We start from the raw sequence: 17,708 nt of genomic DNA, 5'->3' as shown, positions 1-17,708 counted from the left end.
GGAACGTGACGGGTCAGCGACAGGCAGGGCGGATCAGTTCACCGGGACCGGGCGCAGCGTCCGCAGGGCCAGCACGGCATCCAGTACCGCTACCATCGACGACCAGCCCTTGTCCTCGATCGAGTCGGGCAGTCCTGCGCGGTCCCGGGCCTGGTCGATGGTCTCGACGGTGAGCACGCCGTGCCCGACCGGGGTGGATTCGTCCAGGGAGACCCTGGTGAGTCCCTCGGTGACGGACTTGCACACGTAGTCGAAGTGGGCGGTGGCACCGCGTACCACCACGCCGAGGGCGACCACCGCGTCACATTGCCGGGCCAGGGCCTGGGCGACGACGGGCAGTTCCACGGAGCCGGCGACCCGGGCGACCTGCACCCCGGCGACGCCGCAGGCGGCGGCGGCGGCCAGGGCTCGGGCGAGCATCGCATCGACCAGGTCGCCGTGCCAGCGGGCGGCGACGACGCCGACGGTCAGCCCGCCGGCGTCGACGGTGGAGACTCCGGGTTCCCCGAATCCGGCCATTACGCTCGTCCTCCGGAAAGCTCGCCGACAGGGTTGATCTCGCCGACGGGGCCGTGTTCGTCGGACCGGTCGATCTGCTCGACGTGGTCGAGTTCGTCGAGCAGGTGGCCCATCCGGTCACGTTTGGTCCGCAGGTAGCGCACATTCTCCGGATGGGGGTGGACGGTCAACGATTCACGTCCGAGGACGTGCAGACCGTAGCCGGCGAGCCCGGAGATCTTGTCCGGGTTGTTGGTGAGCAGCCGGATCGACCGTACGCCGAGATCGGTCAGGATCTGTGCCCCGGTGCCGTAGTCGCGGGCGTCGGCCGGCAGGCCCTGCTCCAGGTTGGCGTCGACGGTGTCGCGGCCCTGGTCCTGCAGCTGGTAGGCGCGCAACTTGTGCACCAGCCCGATACCGCGGCCCTCGTGGTCGCGCAGGTAGAGCACCACGCCGCGACCTTCGGCGGCGATCCGCGCGAGGGCGGCGTCCAGTTGTGGGCCGCAGTCGCAGCGCAGCGAGCCGAACACGTCTCCGGTGAGGCATTCGGAGTGGACCCGCACCAGCACGTCGCGTCCGTCGTCGATGTCGCCGTGGACCAGGGCCAGGTGTTCGACGGGGTCGTCGGCGACGTGGTATCCGACCGCGCGGAAGACGCCGTACGGCATCGGCAGGCGGGCCTGCGAGCCGCGCCGCACCTGGATCTCGGTGCGCCGCCGGTGAGCGATCAGGTCGGCGATGGTGATCAGGGTGATCCCGTGGTCGGCCGAGAACTTCTCCAGGTCAGGCAGACGCATCACGGTGCCGTCGTCGTTGATCAACTCGCAGAGCACCCCGGCTGGATTCAGGCCGGCGAGCCGGGCCAGGTCGACGGCGGCCTCGGTGTGCCCGGGGCGGTGCAGCACCCCGCCGGCGCGGGCGCGCAGCGGCACGACGTGGCCGGGTCGGGCCAGGTCGGCCGGGCTGGTGGCCGGGTCGGCGAGCAGCCGCAGGGTGTGCGCACGGTCGGCGGCGGAGATGCCGGTGCTGACACCTTCGCGGGCGTCGACGGCGACCGTGTACGCGGTGCCGCGCCGGTCCTGGTTGGTGTGGTACATCGGCGGCAGGTCGAGCCGGTCGCATTCGGCTTCGAGCAGTGGGGCGCAGATGTAGCCGGAGGTGTAGCGCACCATGAAGGCGACGAGTTCGGCGGTGGCGTGTTCGGCGGCGAAGATCAGGTCGCCCTCGTTCTCCCGATCGGCGTCGTCGACGACGACGACGGCCCGGCCGGCGGCCAGGTCGTCGAGGGCCTGTTCGACGGTGCCGAACCCTGCGGCGCTCACGCGCGGACCCCGCTGGTCGCCGGCACGCTGCCGAGTTGCTTCGCCACATACTTCGCGATCACGTCGACCTCCAGGTTGACCAGTGCCCCGACCGGTGCCCGACCGAGGGTGGTGAGTTGCAGTGTGGTGGGGATCAGTCCGACGCTGAACCAGCCGGTGTCGTCGGTCCGGTCGGCGTCGCCGTCGTGCACCTCCATCACGGTCAACGAAATGCCGTCGACGGTGATCGAGCCCTTCTCGACGACGTAGCGCTCCAGACCGGCCGGCAGGCTGAACCGGACCTGTTCCCACCGTTCGCCCGGGGTACGGGACAACACGGTGCCGACGCCGTCGACGTGGCCCTGCACCAGGTGCCCGCCGAGGCGGGTGGCCAGGGTTGCGGCCCGTTCCAGGTTGACGGGCTCGCCCGGACGCAGGGCGCCCAGGGAGCTGCGGTCGAAGGTCTCCCGCATGACGTCGACGGTGAACCGCTCGCCGTCGACGGCGACGACGGTGAGGCAGACGCCGTCGACGGCGATGGAGTCACCGTGCCGGGCGTCGGCGGCGACCAGCGGCCCGCGCACGGTGAGTACCCCGCTGTCGCCCTGCCAGGTGATCCCGGCGGCTTCGCCCAGCTCCTCGATGATCCCGGTAAACATCGACTCAGCCCTCTTTCTGCCGGGGTTCGGCGGTGATCCGCAGGTCGGGGCCGACCTGGGTGACATCGACGATGGTCAGGTCGATGGCCTCGGCGATGGTGCGCACACCGGCGTCACCGAGCGCGGCGGCACCGGCACCGAGCAGCCTGGGGGCGAGGTAGCCGACGACCCGGTCGACCAGGTTGGCCCGCAGGAACGCCCCGGCGAGCGCCGGGCCGCCTTCGAGCAGCGCGGACCGGATACCGCGGTCGTAGAGCGCGCTCAGCAGGGCGGTGATGTCGACCCGGCCGAGGTGGTCGGCGCCGACGTCCGCGGTGGTGGCGATCCAGGTGGGCGCGGCGGCGTCGCGGACCCGGGCGTCGGCGGGGGTACGCCCGGAGCTGTCGACGACGACCCGCAGCGGTTGCCGGACGGCGAGGCTGCCGTCGCGCGGGTTGCGGGCGGTGAGCCGGGGGTCGTCAGCGAGCACGGTGCCGACCCCGGCGATGATCGCGTCGGCGGTGCCACGCAGCGCGTGAACGTCGGTGCGGGCCGCTTCCGAGGTGATCCACATGCTGGTGCCGTCGGTGGCAGCGGATCGGCCGTCGAGGGTGGCGGCGTACTTCCAGGTGATGTAGGGCCGGCGACGACGCACGGCGGTGAGCCAGGCGATGTTGGCGGCTTCGGCCTCGTCTGCGCCCAGTCCGACCGAGACGTCGATGCCGGCGGCGCGCAGCGTGTCGGCGCCGCCGGCGGCGATCGGGTTGGGGTCGGGTACGGCGAGCACGACGCGGGCGAGACCGGCGGCGACCAGTGCGGTCGAGCAGCGTCCGGTGCGGCCGATGTGGTTGCAGGGTTCGAGGGTGATCACGGCGGTGCCGCCGCGGGCGCGGTCGCCGGCCTGGGCCAGGGCGACGATCTCGGCGTGTGGTCCGCCGGCGTAGGCGTGGAAGCCTTCGCCGACGACATGGCCGGTGCCGTCGAGCAGGACGCAACCGACGATCGGATTGGGGCTCACTGAGCCAAGGCCGCGTACGGCGAGGTCGACGGCACGTCGCATCGCATCGTGCTCGGAGAGGATCGCCATGGCTGTCTGTTTCTCCTCGCCTGCCTGCCGGGGTGCGCGGCGGCGGGTGGGAGGTGCCGGCCCGTCGGTGGACGGCGGCGACAGCGGATGCGGCGGCGGATCACCTCGGTGCGCGGCCACGACAGACCGGCCCCGGGGCGCTGCACGGGCATGGCGGTGCCGTTCGGCACGCCACACCAGAGCGTCCGTTCCGCGCGCTGTCTCCCATCCGGACTGTCTGGGCTGGTCCATGCCGGATCGGCACGGTCTGGCCCAACCGTCGGCCCTGGGTTCTCACCAGGTCCACCGGACGTCGTGTGACGTCCGGGTCGCGGGCTGACCACAGCTGGTGCCGTGGATCACCGCCGGTTCGGAATTTCACCGAGTCCCGCCAGCGCGTGGTGGGTACTGATTCGAGTGTTACACGGATACCGGAGGCTGCCGCCAGGGACGCGACCGACTTCACAACTGTCAGATAGCTGACAGTCAGGCCGACTGAACGGGGAATACCGAGGTCAGCTGGTGGACAGCCGCCGGTCGACCGCGATGAACGAGCCGGGCTGGCTCTTGGCCACCGACTTCATCTCGTTGGCCACGGTGATGATCTCGCGTGGTTCGCTGAACCGGCGCGACCCGGCCGACACCGCCACCCCCACCGAGAGCGTCACCAGGGCGGCCTTCTGCAGATTGCCCCGGCGGTCCTTCACCTCGACGTACCCGCGCTGCGCGTCGGACGGGTCGTAGAGCTCGTCGGCCGCCTTCTCGAAGGCCACGATCGCCTGCTCGATGATCGGCCGCACCTGCTCCGGTGCGCAGACCACCACGAAGTCGTCGCCGCCGATATGGCCGAGGAACGCCGGCGGCAACCCGACGGCCACCACGGCCCGGTGCATGCACCGGGCCAGCGCGGTGATGAACTCGTCGCCACGGCCGAACCCGTACACGTCGTTGACGCTCTTGAACCGGTCGATGTCGACGTAGCCGACCGCGTAGTCGGCGCTGCTGCGGATCCGGTCGGTGATCTCCCGACTGACCCGGGTGTTGCCCGGCAGCCCGGTCAGCGGCGAGACCTCCCGGTACTCGCGGTTACGCCGCAGGGTGGAACTCACCCGGGCGATCAGCTCCGAGGTGTCGAACGGTTTGACCAGGTAGTCGTCAGCGCCGGCGGTCAGGCCGACGACCTTGTCGACCGTCATCCCCTTCGCGGTCAACATGATGATCGGCAACGCGGCGGTCATCGGATCGGCGCGCAGCCGGCGGGTGAGTTCCAACCCGGAGATGCGGGGCATCATCAGGTCGACCACGGCCAGATCGGGCCGGTGCCGCTCGATGACCTCCAGTGCTTCCTGGCCGTCGTGGGCGAGCTTCACGTCGAAGCCGTGCAACCGCAGATTGACCTCAACGAATCGGGCGATGTCGACATCGTCGTCGACGACCAGGATCAGATCCGGCCGGGACTCGGCCCCCTCCGGGCTCACCACCGTGGCGTGGTCCGTTCGGCGCTGATCCGCAGCTTGCGTACCGCCTCGGCCGGGTCCTCGGCACCGTAGACGGCGGTGCCGGCGACGAAGGCGTCCGCCCCGGCGGCCGCCGCCGCCTCGATGGTGTCGGCGGCGATCCCGCCGTCGACCTCGATCCGCAACTCCAGGTGACCGGCGGCGACATGCCGGCGGGCGGCCCGGACCTTGTCCAGCATCTCCGGGATGAACCGCTGGCCGCCGAACCCGGCCTTGATCGTCATGATCAGCAGCGTGTCGAAGCTGGGCAGCAGGTCGAGGTACTGCTCGACCGGGGTGTCCCGGTCGATCGCCAGGCCGGCCTTCGCCCCGGCGGAGCGCAACTCCTTGGCCAACGCGACCGGGTCGTCACAGGCCTCGGCGTGGAACGTCACGTTGTACGCGCCAGCGTCGGCGTAGCCGGGCGCCCAGCGACGCGGATCGGTGATCATCAGGTGTACGTCGAACGGCAGCGACGTCACCGGCAACAGGCTCTGCACCACCGGCAACCCGATCGTGAGGTTCGGCACGAAGTGGTTGTCCATCACGTCGACGTGCAACCAGTCGGCTGCTCCCTCGACCGCCCGGGCCTCGTCGGCCAGGCGGGAGAAGTCGGCAGCCAGGATGCTCGGCGCGATGATCGGCGCTGGTGCGGTCACCGCGCCAGTCTACGAACGTGAGCAAGCGTTCGGCATCCGCCACCGCAGATCAACGCTGGATCATCACAAAATCGTACAGACAGGTCGGACGGCATCCCGGGCAGCGGCCAGCCGACTCGGTCGCCGGGCGGCGACCACCTCGCCGAGGACCGTCGGCACCCACTGGCCGATCCGCCGGTTGACCGAACGAGTTACCGACTATTTCTAGATTTCCAGTATTTCATCAGCAACAAAAGAAAAAGTCTAAGGAATTTCACATAAAAAGTGGCGACCATCGATATGTCGAACCGCATCAGGCGGTACGGGATCGAGGAGCAACGCCATGCCTGTGCACCACTCCGGCACGATCGACGACGCGCCACCGCGCACCGCCGGTCGACCGCGCAACATCACCCGGCCCTCGTCAGGAAATGGCTGGCAGGGCCCGCTGCTGAATCATCTTCCGCTGCCGGACCGTCGATTGTTCCGCACATTCGGGCAGGGACCGACCACGCCGGTGCCGCAAAAGCGTATCCATCAGGCCATCGAACACTGGGCACGCACCACACCGGATGCCACCGCGGCCGAACACCTCGGGATCACGATCAGCTACCGCGCGCTGGACGGCCACGCCGACCGGCTCGCCCACCGGCTGATCGCCCTCGGCGTACGGACCGGGGACACCGTGGGCGTCTTCACCAGCCGGTCGATCCCCATGCTCGTGGCCATTCTGGCCGTCCTCAAGGCGGGCGCGGCCTACGTACCGCAGGACGTCCGGATCGCCCCGGCCGGGCAGCTACGGCAGATCATGTCGACCGCTCGGTGCCGTGCCGTGCTCACCACGGCCGACGCGATGGGCCAGGTCCCGAAACTGCCGGGGGTGCCCCGGATCGCCGTCGACGAACTGCTGGCGCGTCCCGTGCCGACGCGCGCCCGTCCGGCGCGTCCGACCCGGCCGGTCCGGGCCGACGACGGCTGCTACGTCCTGTTCACCTCCGGCACCACCGGACGGCCCAACGGGGTCACCGTGACCCACCGCAACGTGGCCAACATCCTGCTCACCAGCCCCGGTGACCTCGGCATCCAGCCAGGTTGGCGGGTCGGGCAGCTACTCAACGTCGCGTTCGACATGGCCGCCTGGGAGATCCTCGGCTGTCTCGGCCACGGCGGGACGCTACTCATCCGCGACCGCGACCTCACCGCCACCGCCGCCCGCTGCGACGTCGTCATCGCCACCCCCACCGTCCTCAGCCGCATCGACCCGGACCGGTGCGTACGGGTCAAGGTGGTGGCGGTCGCCGGCGAGCCGTGCCCACGCCCGCTGGCCGACCGGTGGGCCGCCGACCGCGTCTTCTACAACTGCTGCGGCCCGACCGAGACGACCATCGTCAACACCATGCAGCGGCATCGCCCGGACGCCGCCCGGCTCACCATCGGCCGACCGACGCCGAACAACACCGTCTACGTGCTGGACCCCGCCGGGCGGCCGTGCCGCATCGGCGAGGTGGGCGAGATGTGGGCCGGTGGGGACTGCGTCTCCGCCGGCTACCTGGACAACGAGCCGCTCAACGCACAGCGGTACGCCCTCGACCCGTTCCTCGGCGGAGGCCGGCTGATGTTCCGCACCCGTGACCTGGGCCGCTGGACCACCGACGGCGAGTTGGAGCACCTGGGCCGCACCGACGACCAGGTCAAGGTGCGCGGCTTCCGGGTCGAGTTGGACTCGGTCTCGGCCGTGCTGGAGGCGGTGCCCGGCTGCCGGCAGGCGGTCACCCTCAAACTCACCGACCAGGATCTGGTCTGCTTCGTCACTCCCGCCGAGGTGGATTCGCAGCGGTGCCGCGACGCGGTCGCCGCCGCACTGCCCTACTACTGCGTGCCGGCGGTCGTACATCCGCTGCCCGAGCTGCCGATGACCGGCCGGGGCAAGGTGGACCGGGCGGCGCTGCGGCGGCTCGCCACCGACCGGCCGGCACTGCCCGCTCCGGTCGAGGCGGCGAGGTGAGCGCCACGTCGACCCGGCAGCCGCCGGTACCGGCCCCGGTCGCCGAGGCGGACGCCCGGCCGGCTGACGGGCCGCCGCTGCCGCCGGTCGTCCCCGGGTTGCGCCGACTTCTCGCCCACCCACGCTTCATGCACCACCACCGACTGGTCGCGGCGGTGCTCGCCGGCAACGTCGGGCTGGCGTGGCAGGGCGGCACCGCCGGCTGGTGGCAGGGCCCGGACGCGGCGAGCGCCCTCGGAGCGGCGGCGCTGGCCAACGTGGCGTTGGCCGTCCTGGTCCGCCAGCAGTACGTCATCAACTTCTTCTTCTGGCTCGCCACCCGGGCTCCGGTGCGGTGGCCGCTGCGAATCCGCGCGACGTTGGGCAAGGTGTACCACTTCGGCGGGCTGCACGTCGGTGCCGCGCTGGCCGGCACCGGCTGGTTCCTGGCACAGCTGGTCGCGATGACCGTCCAACGCGGACCGGGCGGCACCGCAGCGTTGTCGACGGGATTCGCGGTCGCCGTCGCACTGCTGGCGATGGTGGCCACCGCACTGCCGCCGGTTCGGGCGGCCCACCACGACCTCTTCGAACTGGTCCACCGCTTCGGTGGCTGGGCGGCACTACTGCTGCTGTGGGTGCAGAGCGCGCTGCTGGCCGGTCACCCGGCAGCGCTCGCCGGCATGCCCCAGGCGTGGGTGCTGGCCCTGCTGACGGCGAGCGTCGCGCTGCCCTGGCTGCGGTTGCGCCGCGTCGCTGTCGAGGTGGTTCGTCCGTCGTCGCATGTCGCCCTGGTCCGGTTCAACCACGGGGTGACGCCGTTCCCTGGCTCGTCCACCCCGGTGAGCCGCAACCCGCTGCGGCAGTGGCACTCCTTCGCCAACGTGCCGGCACCGGAGCACGACGGATTTCGGCTGGCGATCTCCCGGGCCGGCGACTGGACCGGGCAGTTCATCGATGAGACGCCCGACCGGGTCTGGGTCAAGGGAATCCCGACCGCCGGGGTGGCCAACATCGAGACGCTGTTCCGCCGCGTCGTGTACGTGGCGACCGGCAGCGGTATCGGCCCGGTCCTTCCGCACCTGCTGGCCGGGCAGGTGCCGGCCAGGCTGGTCTGGGCGGCACGGCGACACCGGGAGACCTTCGGCGAGGAGCTGGTGGCCGAGATCCTCGATCGGCAGAGCGACGCGGTGCTGTGGGACACCGCCCGCGACGGCAAGCCGGACATGCTCACGCTGGCCTACCAGGCGTACGTCGAGTTCGACGCCGAAGCGGTCATCTGCATCTCGAACCGGCGGCTGACCTGGCAGGTGGTGCACAGCCTGGAACGGCGGGGCATTCCTGCGTACGGCGCGATCTGGGATTCCTGACAGCGGATGGGACGACAGGGAGATGCAATGAACATCGTGATCGACAAGGACGACCGGGTGGTCACCGTACGGCTGTGCCGCCCACAGGTACGCAACGCGCTGGACGGCGCGCTGCTGGACGAACTGGTGGCGGCGTTGCGGCCACTGGACCGGGATCCCGGGGTGGGCTGCTTCGTAGTGACCGGCTCGGAGCAGGCGTTCGCTGCCGGTGCCGACATCCGGGAGATGGCCGGCAAGTCGTTCCTCGACGTGGCGTTGGAGGATCACTTCGCCGGCTGGGACGCGTTCGCCGCTCTGCGTACTCCGAAGATCGCCGCGGTCGCCGGATTCGCCCTCGGTGGTGGTTGTGAGCTGGCGATGATGTGCGACCTGATCTTCGCCGCGGAGGGCGCCCGCTTCGGCCAGCCGGAGCTGCGGCTCGGGGTGATGCCCGGCATGGGCGGCACCCAGAGACTGACCCGGCTGGTGGGTCGGGCCCGGGCGATGGATCTGATCCTGACCGGGCGACAGTTGGACGCCGCCGAAGCGGAACGCTTCGGCCTGGTGTCCCGGGTGGTGCCGGCGGACCGGCTGCTGGCCGAGGCGCAGGCAGCCGCAGCGACGGTGGCGGCGCAGAGCAAGTTGGCAACGCTGCTGGCCCGCGAGGCGGTCGCCCAGGCCGAGGAGGTCGGGGTGACCGCTGGCGTGCTGTTCGAGCGGCGGGTCTTCCACTCACTGTTCGTCACCGAGGACCGGCGCGAGGGCATGGAGGCCTTTCTCGACAAGCGTCCGGCCCGGTTCACCGGTCACTGACGACCTCGACGGCGGACCCGACGATCAGCCGGCCGGGTGGCCTGCCTGCCCCGGTCGGCTGATCGCTCCTTCAGAGGGTGCCGATCTGGTATCCGAGCCCGTGTACGGTTCGCACGACGCCGCCGCCGAGCTTGCGCCGAAGATAGTGCACATATGTGTCCACGATGGCTGGCGATCTGTCGGCGCCGAAGACCCGCCGCCGCAGCGGACCGCGGCTGTGCACTGTCGTCGGTTGGGTGGCGAGCAGCCGGATCAGGGCGAACTCGCGTGCACTGAGCGCGACCTGGCGGCCGTCGGGCAGCCGCACGCGGCGTTGGGTGAGATCGAGCCGCCCGGCCCCGATCGGGATCAGCTCGGCCGCGTCGAACCGGCGCCGGCTCAGCGCCCGCACCCGGGCCCGCAGCTCGGCAAGGTCGAACGGCTTGACGAGGTAGTCGTCGGCGCCGGCGTCCAGACCCCGGACCCGTTCCGCCGGATCGGCGAGCGCGCCGATCAGCAGGACCCGCGCGGCGACGGCCCGGCGACGTAGCCGGATGACCAGGTCCATGCCGTCAATTCCCGGTAGCCGCCGGTCGAGCACGATCACCTGGTACCGATCGTGCAGTGCCAGATGCAGGCCACGTTGTCCGTCGCGGGCGAGGTCGATGCGGTATCCGTCGGCGCTGAGGAGGGTGACCAACGCATCGGCGATGTCGGAATCGTTCTCGACGAGAAGCAGTTGGCCGGGCGGCTCGTCGAGCAGGTCGTCCATAGGGACATGTTCGCATCGAAACATCGAATAGTTAACCCGTGGAAATTCGACCGATCAACAGTCAAGACTTGAACTATTCCAGTTAGTCAGACTCCGCCGGGTCGACCCCCGACAGACCGGGTCCGCCGCTCGACGGCAGCCGCCCAACCGGCCCGGCGATACCGCCGCCGTGACCGGACGGCTCTATGCCGTAGGCTCGCCGGCCGAGGCGGGCGACGAAGGGCAGCGACGGCATGGCAGGACAATGGATTGTCAGAAGCGGCAGCAGCAGAACCGCTGCGGTGCTTACGACGCTGACGCTGACGGTCGCAGCCGTCGCCGGCTGCGCGAAGTTGCCCGACGGGGTGGACGGTGACCTGGCCGACAGATGGGCTTCCTTCGTCGAACCGGTCGCGTTCGTACCGACGGTCGGCACCTGCCACAACCGGGAGACGACCGAAGGTGCCATGGTCGACTATATTCCGGTCGACTGCGCTCAGATGCACATCGTGGAAATCGTGCACGTTGGAGCGTTCACTGGGGAGCATGCCGAGGGCGATACCGCGCCGCAGGCGGGATCGGCTGCTCGGCTCGCTGCCCGCGTCGAGTGCGACCAGCGGGTCGCGGAGTTCATCGGCGGACCCTGGCAGGCCGGGACGCTGCGGCTGGTTGTCGTCACCCCGTCGCAGCAGGCCTGGGACGGGGGTGCCCGCTGGTTGCGCTGCGACCTCGGCGAGACCTCCGGCGCCAACGACAGCAACATCATCACCCGGTCGGTCACCCTCAAGGGTGTGCTGACCGACGACGAAAGTTCGGTACCGCTGCGCTGCTTCGACTCGGCGGACGTCGCCGTCGACGACGAGCCGCTCATCGAGCGGGTCGACTGTGGTTCGCCACACCAGTCCGAGTTCGCCGGAACGTACACCGAGGACAAGCTCAGCTACCGCGAGGTCGAGTTGAACTCCAGCGACGTGCACGGCCGCTGCAAGACCGTGGTGGCCAGCTACGCGAAGGTCCCGGACGACGACGACCTGCAGTACCGGGTCGGCACCATCTACGGCTACCCCACCAAGTCGGACTGGGCCGACGGCGACCGAACGATCCGCTGCTTCGCCTGGCGCGCCGATCCACTGCTGACCCGGTCGGTGCGCGGCGGCGGCGCCAACGCACTACCGATCAGGTACGAGTGACCCAGCCCCCGGCCGAGAATCGAACCGCCTCCCCTGTCGTAGCCTCAGCCGCCTGAGCCGACGACAGGGGACGGACGGCCCTGGCACGACGGTGGACCGGCGCGCCACGACGGGACGCCCGCTCACTGGTGCTGACGAGACTGGCGGCGCTGCTGACCGCCGCGTCGCTGACCGCGATGGCCGGCTGTGCACCACCTGCTGCCAAGGCTCGACGGCGACCTCCCCGGCAGTTGGGGCGGGTTCGACGAACCGAGCGCTTTCGTCCCGGCGGCCGGCACCTGCCACGAACCGCAGTGGGACAGCAACGACTACCTCGCTGCCATGGAACCGGTCGACTGCAACCGGCCGCACCGCAGCGAGTTCGTCGGCGCGTACGCCGAGAGCGACGGATTCGACTACGACGATTTCAACGTCGAGGACGACGCGGTCCACGAGCGGTGTCTACGGATGGTCGCGAGCTACGCCGCGCTGCCGGTCGACGACGACCTGACCTCGCGGATCAACACCCTGTACTTCGAGCCGAGCCCGCAGGGATGGGCCGAGGGAGATCGGCAGGTCCGTTGTTTCCTGTACATGTTCGAGCTTGCTCCCCCGCTGACTCGCTCGGCCAGGGGTGGTGGGCCTGACCTGCTGCCGGTCTGGTAGCCATCGCCGGTTCCGGCACAATCGCTACACGAGGCCACCTGGTGGACGTACCAACAGTTGCAGGTCGCCGCTGTCGGTGACCCACCCGGCGCCCGCACCGGGGCGGTTCAGTCGAGGCGGGCGACTGAACGCAGTGCCTCGCTGTCTCGTACGACGATTCCCCGGTAGCGGGTCGCGACGATGCCCTCCGACCGAAGCCCGCCGAGTGCCTTCTGCAGGCTGATCTTCGCAGCTCCGCAGAGGGTGGCCATCTCGTCCTGGGTCAACCGGATGTCGACGACCATGCCCTGCGGGCTCCGCCGCCCGTAGGCGGCCGCGATCTCCCACAGGACCCGGGCCAGGCGGACGCGTACCGGGTAGGAGGTGAAGTCGATCCGGCGCCGGTTGGCCCAGCGGAGACGGTCCGCGATGATGCCGGCCACGGTGACGGCGGCGTCGGGGTTGTCGCGAAGGAAGGCCATGAACTCGTTGCGGTGGACGACGCGGATGACCGATGGACGGCAGGCGGTGACCGTCGCCGTCCTCGGCGTCTCGTTCAGCGCGGATATCTCACCGATGACGTCGCCGGTGACCCGGATCGACAGAAGAGCGTGCCGGCCGTCAGTCAACGCGGCGGTGACCTTGACCAGTGCGTCGTCCAGCAGGATCACGTAGGACTCCTCGGCGCCCTCCCGGAGGATGACCTGCGCCTCCTGCACAGACCGTCGGACCCCCACCGACAGGAGGCGTTCGCGCGTCGACGGCTGGAGCCGGGCCAGGAAGGTCCCCGGTGGCCAGGTGACGTTCTCCATCTGCACCTCCTCGTGATCCGCTCCACATCATTCACGTACGGATTAGAATTGGCTACCGTCCGAAGTCCGACTCAGGACAACGCGTCCGCTACTCCCCTGACGACCAGCAAGCCGCCAGCGAGGATCAGCGTCACCAGGAACCAGGGCATACAGTTCCTGATCAAGAGATATTTGACCAGGGCGATACGAGCGAGGGCGATCACGAAGTCCCATGCCTCGTCCCGGTTCCGTTGAATGGAGGCCGCCGACGGGCGTCCGCCAGCCGCGACAAGGTCGGGAAATCCAAACCGGTTGGTACCTCCGGCGCCGGCCAGCCGCGGCCGGAGCGACATCGCGAGCCGGCAGGTGGTGACCACCACAGCAGCGGCCATCCCGACGGCGAGGAAGACCGAGATCGCCACGACGGCCGGAGCGCCGTCGAGCATCCTCGGTAGGACCTGGTCGGCGACCGTAGCCGCGACGGCCCCTTCGGCCGCCAGCAGGGCCAGCGCCTTGGCGTCCGCGTGTCTGATCGACGTTTGCAGTGAGGCCGCCGTGGTCAGACCAACTTGAAGATCACGCCACGTGTCCGGGCCGACGTCACCGCTCGCCCTCTGGCTTTGCTCCATGCGTCGATTGAACGTGAGACCGACCCGAGTCGTGGCGTAGGACTACTACTTGTCTTCCACCCGACTCTCGCGTCGATCCCGTACTTGTATGGCATCTCTTCTCCTGCCGTTCTGTAGAGATGAGTATCGAACGGTTCGCCGCCCGGTGGGAGATGGAGATCATGCCTTACATCAAAGATCCGGACCGACGTGTCCTGGTCGCCGTGGACATGGAGTCCTACAGCCGTCGAGACAACGTCCTGCAGTACCGTGCGCAGCTGGCCTTCCAGGAGGTCTTGACGGCGGCGTGCAGCGAGGTCGGCTTCGATCGCGCCAGCTGGCAGATCCAGCAGGGCGGAGACGGCGAGCTCGCCATCCTCCCGCAGGGCACCAGCGAACGCATGATCCTGGCCCGACTGACACCAGTCCTCGACCGGCTGTTGCGCGAGACCAATCGTGGACTCGCGAACGAGGCCAGAATCCGTCTGCGCGTCGCTGTCCACGAAGGTCCGGTCCACCTCGACGGGGCAAACGGGTTCCCCAGCGAGGCGGTCGTGACAGTCTGCCGGCTGGTCGACTCGCCTCAGCTCAAGACCGCGCTACGGCAGTTCCCGGACGCCGCGGTCGCGCTGATCGTGTCGGATCGGCTCTACCAGGACATCGTCCGGCAGTACCAGGATCTTCGGCCGGATCACTTCCAGCGGGTAACCGCTCGGATCGCGGACAAGGGCTTCGAGGCCGCCGCCTGGATCTACGTGCCGGGTGAGAGCATCCCGGCGACCGGTGCCCGGCCAGACGCACAGGACCCCGTGCCCGACCGGCCGGACGACGGTCCCGGCGGCGCGGGCGTCGACCACCGGCGGTCCGGTCCTCGTCCGCGCCCCGCAGGCGGCGGACCGGTGTTCCGGGACAACCAGATAGGCGGAGTGGGTGCCATCGGTACCGGCAACTCCGTCTCGGTCTCGGGTCGGCCAGACGATCTCGGTTTCTGGGAGTCGCCTCGATGAGTGACGCGACCCCTGAGGACGAGACCGAGCCGGAGGCCGGCTCACCGGACGAGGCCGATCCGGAGTCCTGGTGGCTGGACCCACGGGTCGGTGAGGAGCTGTACGGCGACCGGTTCTCTGCCGTCTACTCCCGACTGGGCATCTCCGGGGTGGGAGCTGTCGGCGTCGGCAACACGATCAAGATCGTGAACAACCTGGGTCGCCCCTCGGCGAAACCCGTCATCGCGGACCTGATGGGAGTAGCCGACCTGTTGAAGGTGTACGTACCGACCGCCGCGGACGAAGGGCTGAGACGAAAGCTCGACGAGTTGTCGGCGGCAGGTCTCGGGGGCAGGCCGTACACCGGCAGGCGCAGCACCGCGATCGTGGCGCTGGCCCGGCGGCACGGCCCGGACCGGGTCAACGAAATCCTGTTGCCGGACGATGTCGACCCCGCCGAGCTGGGACGGGCCGGCGACAGCATCAAGGAGGATCACGGGTACCTGCTCCAGCTGCCAGGAAACAAGCATGGCCGGGTGATCCGGGTGTTGGCCGGTCTTCTCCGTCGACGCGGCGCGAGCCTGCTGCTGATCCGCGACGACGACAGCCGGGCCGGCGCACGGCCCGGGGCCGAGGTGCCGCATCGCCCACCTGACCCCGTCGACGTGTTCCGTACCCATCTGCGCCATCACCTGTGCGACAGGCTGGGATCGACCGACGAGGACAGCGACCGGGCGCTGGACGGGTACCTGCAGCACGACGGTCTCACCACCGACCTGCACAGCTGTTACGGGCCCCGGGAGGCGGTGTCGATCGCCGAAGCCGTCGGGGCCGTCCACCCGGCCGACGACGACACCGTGGCGCAGGTACTCACCAGGTCCCAGCCGCGCCGCAGGGCCCACGCGGCGGAAGTCCTCGGCACCGACCGCAGCAGTTCCGCCGAGACCGGCACCGGCCGCCGGCCGCGCCGGATCGACCAGCACGAGCGGGCCTTCCGGATCGCGTACGCCGTCTTCGCCCGACAGCCGTTGCACTACGTCTTCGAGGCCGCCGGTCTCCTGCTCGAAGAAATTGACGGGCAGGCCAAGCGGACCGACTGGGGTCGGATGGCGCTGCAGTATCCGGTCGCGGAGCTACTCGGGCCGCTCAAGGTGGACTGGCACGACAGCCGCGACGCCACGAACTCGCCGGGCGGGTCGTCCCGCTCGGCCTGGCTACGCGACGGCGCGATGCGGGGCGCGATCATCGACGAGGCGTGGCATGAGTTCGACAGCACCCGACCTGCCCTGCTCGAATGGCTGAACAAGCTGGTCGCCGCAGGTGACGAGCCGATGCAGCGGGCAGCCGCCGAGGCAGCCGGGCTGCTCGCCCACCACGACTTCGACCGGGTCTGTACCGACCTTGTCGACAAGTGGGCTGCCTCGCCGAAGCCGCGACTGCGCCAGGCGGCGGCCTGGGCGATGGTCGCGGCCGACATGGGCGGCCAGGTGGGGCATCTCGTCCGTCGGCAGATCCGCGACTGGGCCGGTGGCGGGCGCAACTATCAGCGGGACGCCGCCGCCCGGGTCTACGCCAGCGGGTTGCAGCAGCCCGACCTCAGCTGGAGCCTGGCCGACCTGCGCCGCATCGCCCAGGATCCGATGCAACAGCACACGTACACGGTCGCTCAGGGCATCCGCCAGCTGTACACCGCGCACACGGCGGACCGGGTCGTCGCCGAGCTGGTGAACTGGTCGGAGCAGCGGCAGCTGCAACCGCATGCCGCCCACGCCCTGCTTGAACTCGCCGAGCACGTGGACGACGACTCACCTGGTGGCGTACCCGATCTTCTGCTCAGGGCGGCGGCGCAGGAGGTCGACAGCGGCGGCCTGGTGCAGCTCTGGCGGTTGGCCCTGCTTTCCCCGGCGCGATCCCGCTGGGCCTGGGACGCGTTCAGACGCTGGTTGATCAGCGCCGACGCCGACGAGACCGTACGGAAGGTCGTCGCCTCGTTGGTCGCGGACCTCGCCGCCGGGCCGTCCCTGCGCCGCCGGATGGATTTCAGTCTTGACCGGTCCCCGCATTTCAACGGTGGGCTGCCGGAGTGGCTCGACGCCGCGATGAGGAGGTGACGACGTGACGGATTTTCGGACGCAGCGCTCCGGCGGCGGATGGTGGCGTCGGTTCGGATCGTGGCTGGTGAACCTGTGGCAGCGGCTGGTCGCGGCGATCAGCGGCCCCGAGCCTGAACCGTTGCCGCCGCCACCACCGCCGCCCGCGCCACCGGGCCGGCTGACCGAACGTCGGGACGCGCCGGCACCGATCGTCGTGCCCGCCCGGGGGTACGTGTTCACCTTCCGAATCCACGCCTCCTTCGTCTGGTCGTCGAACGGGCTGCCGAGGGAGGTGCTCAGCGGGTCCGCACAGTTCTTCATGCCGTACGCCATCCGGGCGCTGACCCGCCTCGCCGCTGCCCGCGCCCGCAATCTCGCCGCGCACCGGGCCCGGGATCTGGAGGTGGAGCTGCAGCGCGCCGTCGCCCAGTCGGAGCCACTGGTGTATGAGCGCGGTGGGGCGCGGGTGTCCTGCCAGGCGTACGTCTCGGTGGAGCTCGACGACCGGGTCAAACGGGCCGTCGAGCCGTACTGGGATCAGTTGATCAAGCTCGACTACCAGTACGACGTGGACACCAGACGCGCACAGTACGTGGAACGGATGAGCCGGCAGTGGTCGACGGTCCTGGAGAAGCTGATGGACAGCCCGGTTGCCGGCGGCGCGGCCACGCTGGCCAACGAGAACCTGGCCGCCGTCGTGCGGGAGTTCCTCGCCGAGCGCAAGGCCGAGACGGAGCGGCTGGAGAACCTGCTCGCCGAACACGCCCGCAACGGCAACGGCTACGAGCAGGCGAACCTCTTCGACCTGCTGTCCCAGCGGCTCGAGGAGCAGGCAGACAGCTACCGGCAGCGGACTCCGAAGAGGCCCGACCCGGGCCGCAACGGGTCCACCCGCGCCTGAGC

At 70.0% G+C, this 17,708-nt stretch carries 17 protein-coding genes; 8 read left to right on the top strand and 9 right to left on the bottom strand.

Annotated elements, in window-relative coordinates:
* Positions 1 to 33: 33 nt before the first annotated feature.
* The 6 genes from ribH to rpe all read right to left on the bottom strand — a co-directional run bounded on the left by ribH (position 34) and on the right by rpe (position 5,658).
* Positions 34 to 519, bottom strand: coding sequence for a 6,7-dimethyl-8-ribityllumazine synthase (ribH, locus tag ACFHVL_RS20675; RefSeq protein WP_416629927.1), 486 nt, complete (start codon positions 517 to 519; stop codon positions 34 to 36).
* Positions 519 to 1,820, bottom strand: coding sequence for a bifunctional 3,4-dihydroxy-2-butanone-4-phosphate synthase/GTP cyclohydrolase II (locus ACFHVL_RS20670; protein WP_416629925.1), 1,302 nt, complete (start codon positions 1,818 to 1,820; stop codon positions 519 to 521). Before ACFHVL_RS20670 ends, ribH begins: the two co-directional genes overlap by 1 nt.
* Positions 1,817 to 2,458, bottom strand: coding sequence for a riboflavin synthase (locus tag ACFHVL_RS20665; protein ID WP_416629924.1), 642 nt, complete (start codon positions 2,456 to 2,458; stop codon positions 1,817 to 1,819). The genes ACFHVL_RS20670 and ACFHVL_RS20665 overlap by 4 nt, the downstream gene beginning before the upstream one ends.
* 4 nt (positions 2,459 to 2,462) lie before the next feature.
* Positions 2,463 to 3,524, bottom strand: a complete 1,062-nt coding sequence (ribD, locus tag ACFHVL_RS20660) for a bifunctional diaminohydroxyphosphoribosylaminopyrimidine deaminase/5-amino-6-(5-phosphoribosylamino)uracil reductase RibD (protein WP_416629923.1) — start codon at positions 3,522 to 3,524, stop codon at positions 2,463 to 2,465.
* Between the two features lie 494 nt (positions 3,525 to 4,018).
* Entirely contained in the window at positions 4,019 to 4,981 is a 963-nt protein-coding gene (locus tag ACFHVL_RS20655) for a response regulator (RefSeq protein ID WP_416629922.1), read from the bottom strand.
* Positions 4,978 to 5,658 carry a ribulose-phosphate 3-epimerase gene (rpe, locus tag ACFHVL_RS20650; RefSeq protein ID WP_416629920.1) on the bottom strand — a complete coding sequence of 227 codons (681 nt, stop codon included), beginning with the start codon at positions 5,656 to 5,658 and terminating at the stop codon, positions 4,978 to 4,980. The genes ACFHVL_RS20655 and rpe overlap by 4 nt, the downstream gene beginning before the upstream one ends.
* Positions 5,659 to 5,980: 322 nt before the next feature.
* Between rpe and ACFHVL_RS20645 the strand changes: the two genes are divergently transcribed.
* Genes ACFHVL_RS20645 through ACFHVL_RS20635 form a run of 3 tightly spaced genes read left to right on the top strand, consistent with a single transcriptional unit; the run spans position 5,981 to position 9,783 of the window.
* Positions 5,981 to 7,642, top strand: coding sequence for an amino acid adenylation domain-containing protein (locus ACFHVL_RS20645; RefSeq protein ID WP_416629919.1), 1,662 nt, complete (start codon positions 5,981 to 5,983; stop codon positions 7,640 to 7,642).
* A complete protein-coding gene (locus tag ACFHVL_RS20640; protein WP_416629917.1) occupies positions 7,639 to 8,991 on the top strand; it encodes a hypothetical protein in 1,353 nt (450 codons plus the stop codon). The genes ACFHVL_RS20645 and ACFHVL_RS20640 overlap by 4 nt, the downstream gene beginning before the upstream one ends.
* A gap of 27 nt (positions 8,992 to 9,018) precedes the next feature.
* Positions 9,019 to 9,783, top strand: coding sequence for an enoyl-CoA hydratase-related protein (locus ACFHVL_RS20635; protein ID WP_416629916.1), 765 nt, complete (start codon positions 9,019 to 9,021; stop codon positions 9,781 to 9,783).
* Positions 9,784 to 9,853: 70 nt separating this feature from the next.
* Here the strand turns inward: ACFHVL_RS20635 and ACFHVL_RS20630 are convergent, their stop codons facing one another.
* On the bottom strand, positions 9,854 to 10,534 hold the full coding sequence (locus tag ACFHVL_RS20630; RefSeq protein ID WP_416629915.1) for a response regulator transcription factor: 681 nt from the start codon (positions 10,532 to 10,534) through the stop codon (positions 9,854 to 9,856).
* 281 nt (positions 10,535 to 10,815) lie between these two features.
* On the opposite strand from ACFHVL_RS20630, the gene ACFHVL_RS20625 reads away from it, so the two are divergent.
* Both ACFHVL_RS20625 and ACFHVL_RS20620 read left to right on the top strand, forming a co-directional pair.
* Positions 10,816 to 11,703, top strand: coding sequence for a septum formation family protein (locus ACFHVL_RS20625; protein ID WP_416629913.1), 888 nt, complete (start codon positions 10,816 to 10,818; stop codon positions 11,701 to 11,703).
* A gap of 186 nt (positions 11,704 to 11,889) precedes the next feature.
* A complete protein-coding gene (locus ACFHVL_RS20620; RefSeq protein ID WP_416629911.1) occupies positions 11,890 to 12,348 on the top strand; it encodes a septum formation family protein in 459 nt (152 codons plus the stop codon).
* 107 nt (positions 12,349 to 12,455) lie between these two features.
* Here the strand turns inward: ACFHVL_RS20620 and ACFHVL_RS20615 are convergent, their stop codons facing one another.
* Both ACFHVL_RS20615 and ACFHVL_RS20610 read right to left on the bottom strand, forming a co-directional pair.
* Positions 12,456 to 13,139, bottom strand: a complete 684-nt coding sequence (locus ACFHVL_RS20615; RefSeq protein WP_416629909.1) for a Crp/Fnr family transcriptional regulator — start codon at positions 13,137 to 13,139, stop codon at positions 12,456 to 12,458.
* A 71-nt stretch (positions 13,140 to 13,210) separates the two neighbouring features.
* The gene (locus ACFHVL_RS20610) at positions 13,211 to 13,747 is read right to left on the bottom strand and encodes a hypothetical protein (RefSeq protein ID WP_416629908.1); all 537 of its coding nucleotides are present in this window, start codon (positions 13,745 to 13,747) and stop codon (positions 13,211 to 13,213) included.
* Between the two features lie 170 nt (positions 13,748 to 13,917).
* Between ACFHVL_RS20610 and ACFHVL_RS20605 the strand changes: the two genes are divergently transcribed.
* Genes ACFHVL_RS20605 through ACFHVL_RS20595 form a run of 3 tightly spaced genes read left to right on the top strand, consistent with a single transcriptional unit; the run spans position 13,918 to position 17,706 of the window.
* A complete protein-coding gene (locus ACFHVL_RS20605) occupies positions 13,918 to 14,733 on the top strand; it encodes a hypothetical protein (RefSeq protein ID WP_416629946.1) in 816 nt (271 codons plus the stop codon).
* Complete coding sequence (locus ACFHVL_RS20600) at positions 14,730 to 16,823, top strand: hypothetical protein (RefSeq protein ID WP_416629907.1); 2,094 nt, start codon at positions 14,730 to 14,732, stop codon at positions 16,821 to 16,823. The genes ACFHVL_RS20605 and ACFHVL_RS20600 overlap by 4 nt, the downstream gene beginning before the upstream one ends.
* Before the next feature lie 4 nt (positions 16,824 to 16,827).
* Positions 16,828 to 17,706, top strand: a complete 879-nt coding sequence (locus ACFHVL_RS20595) for a hypothetical protein (protein ID WP_416629905.1) — start codon at positions 16,828 to 16,830, stop codon at positions 17,704 to 17,706.
* The last annotated feature ends 2 nt before the right edge of the window (positions 17,707 to 17,708 follow it).

Origin of the sequence: Micromonospora sp. LOL_023 (assembly GCF_048060115.1) — a bacterium.
Classification (GTDB): domain Bacteria; phylum Actinomycetota; class Actinomycetes; order Mycobacteriales; family Micromonosporaceae; genus Micromonospora_E.
The sequence above is the reverse complement of the archived record's forward strand: the minus strand, read 5'-3'. Positions and strand labels throughout refer to the sequence as shown.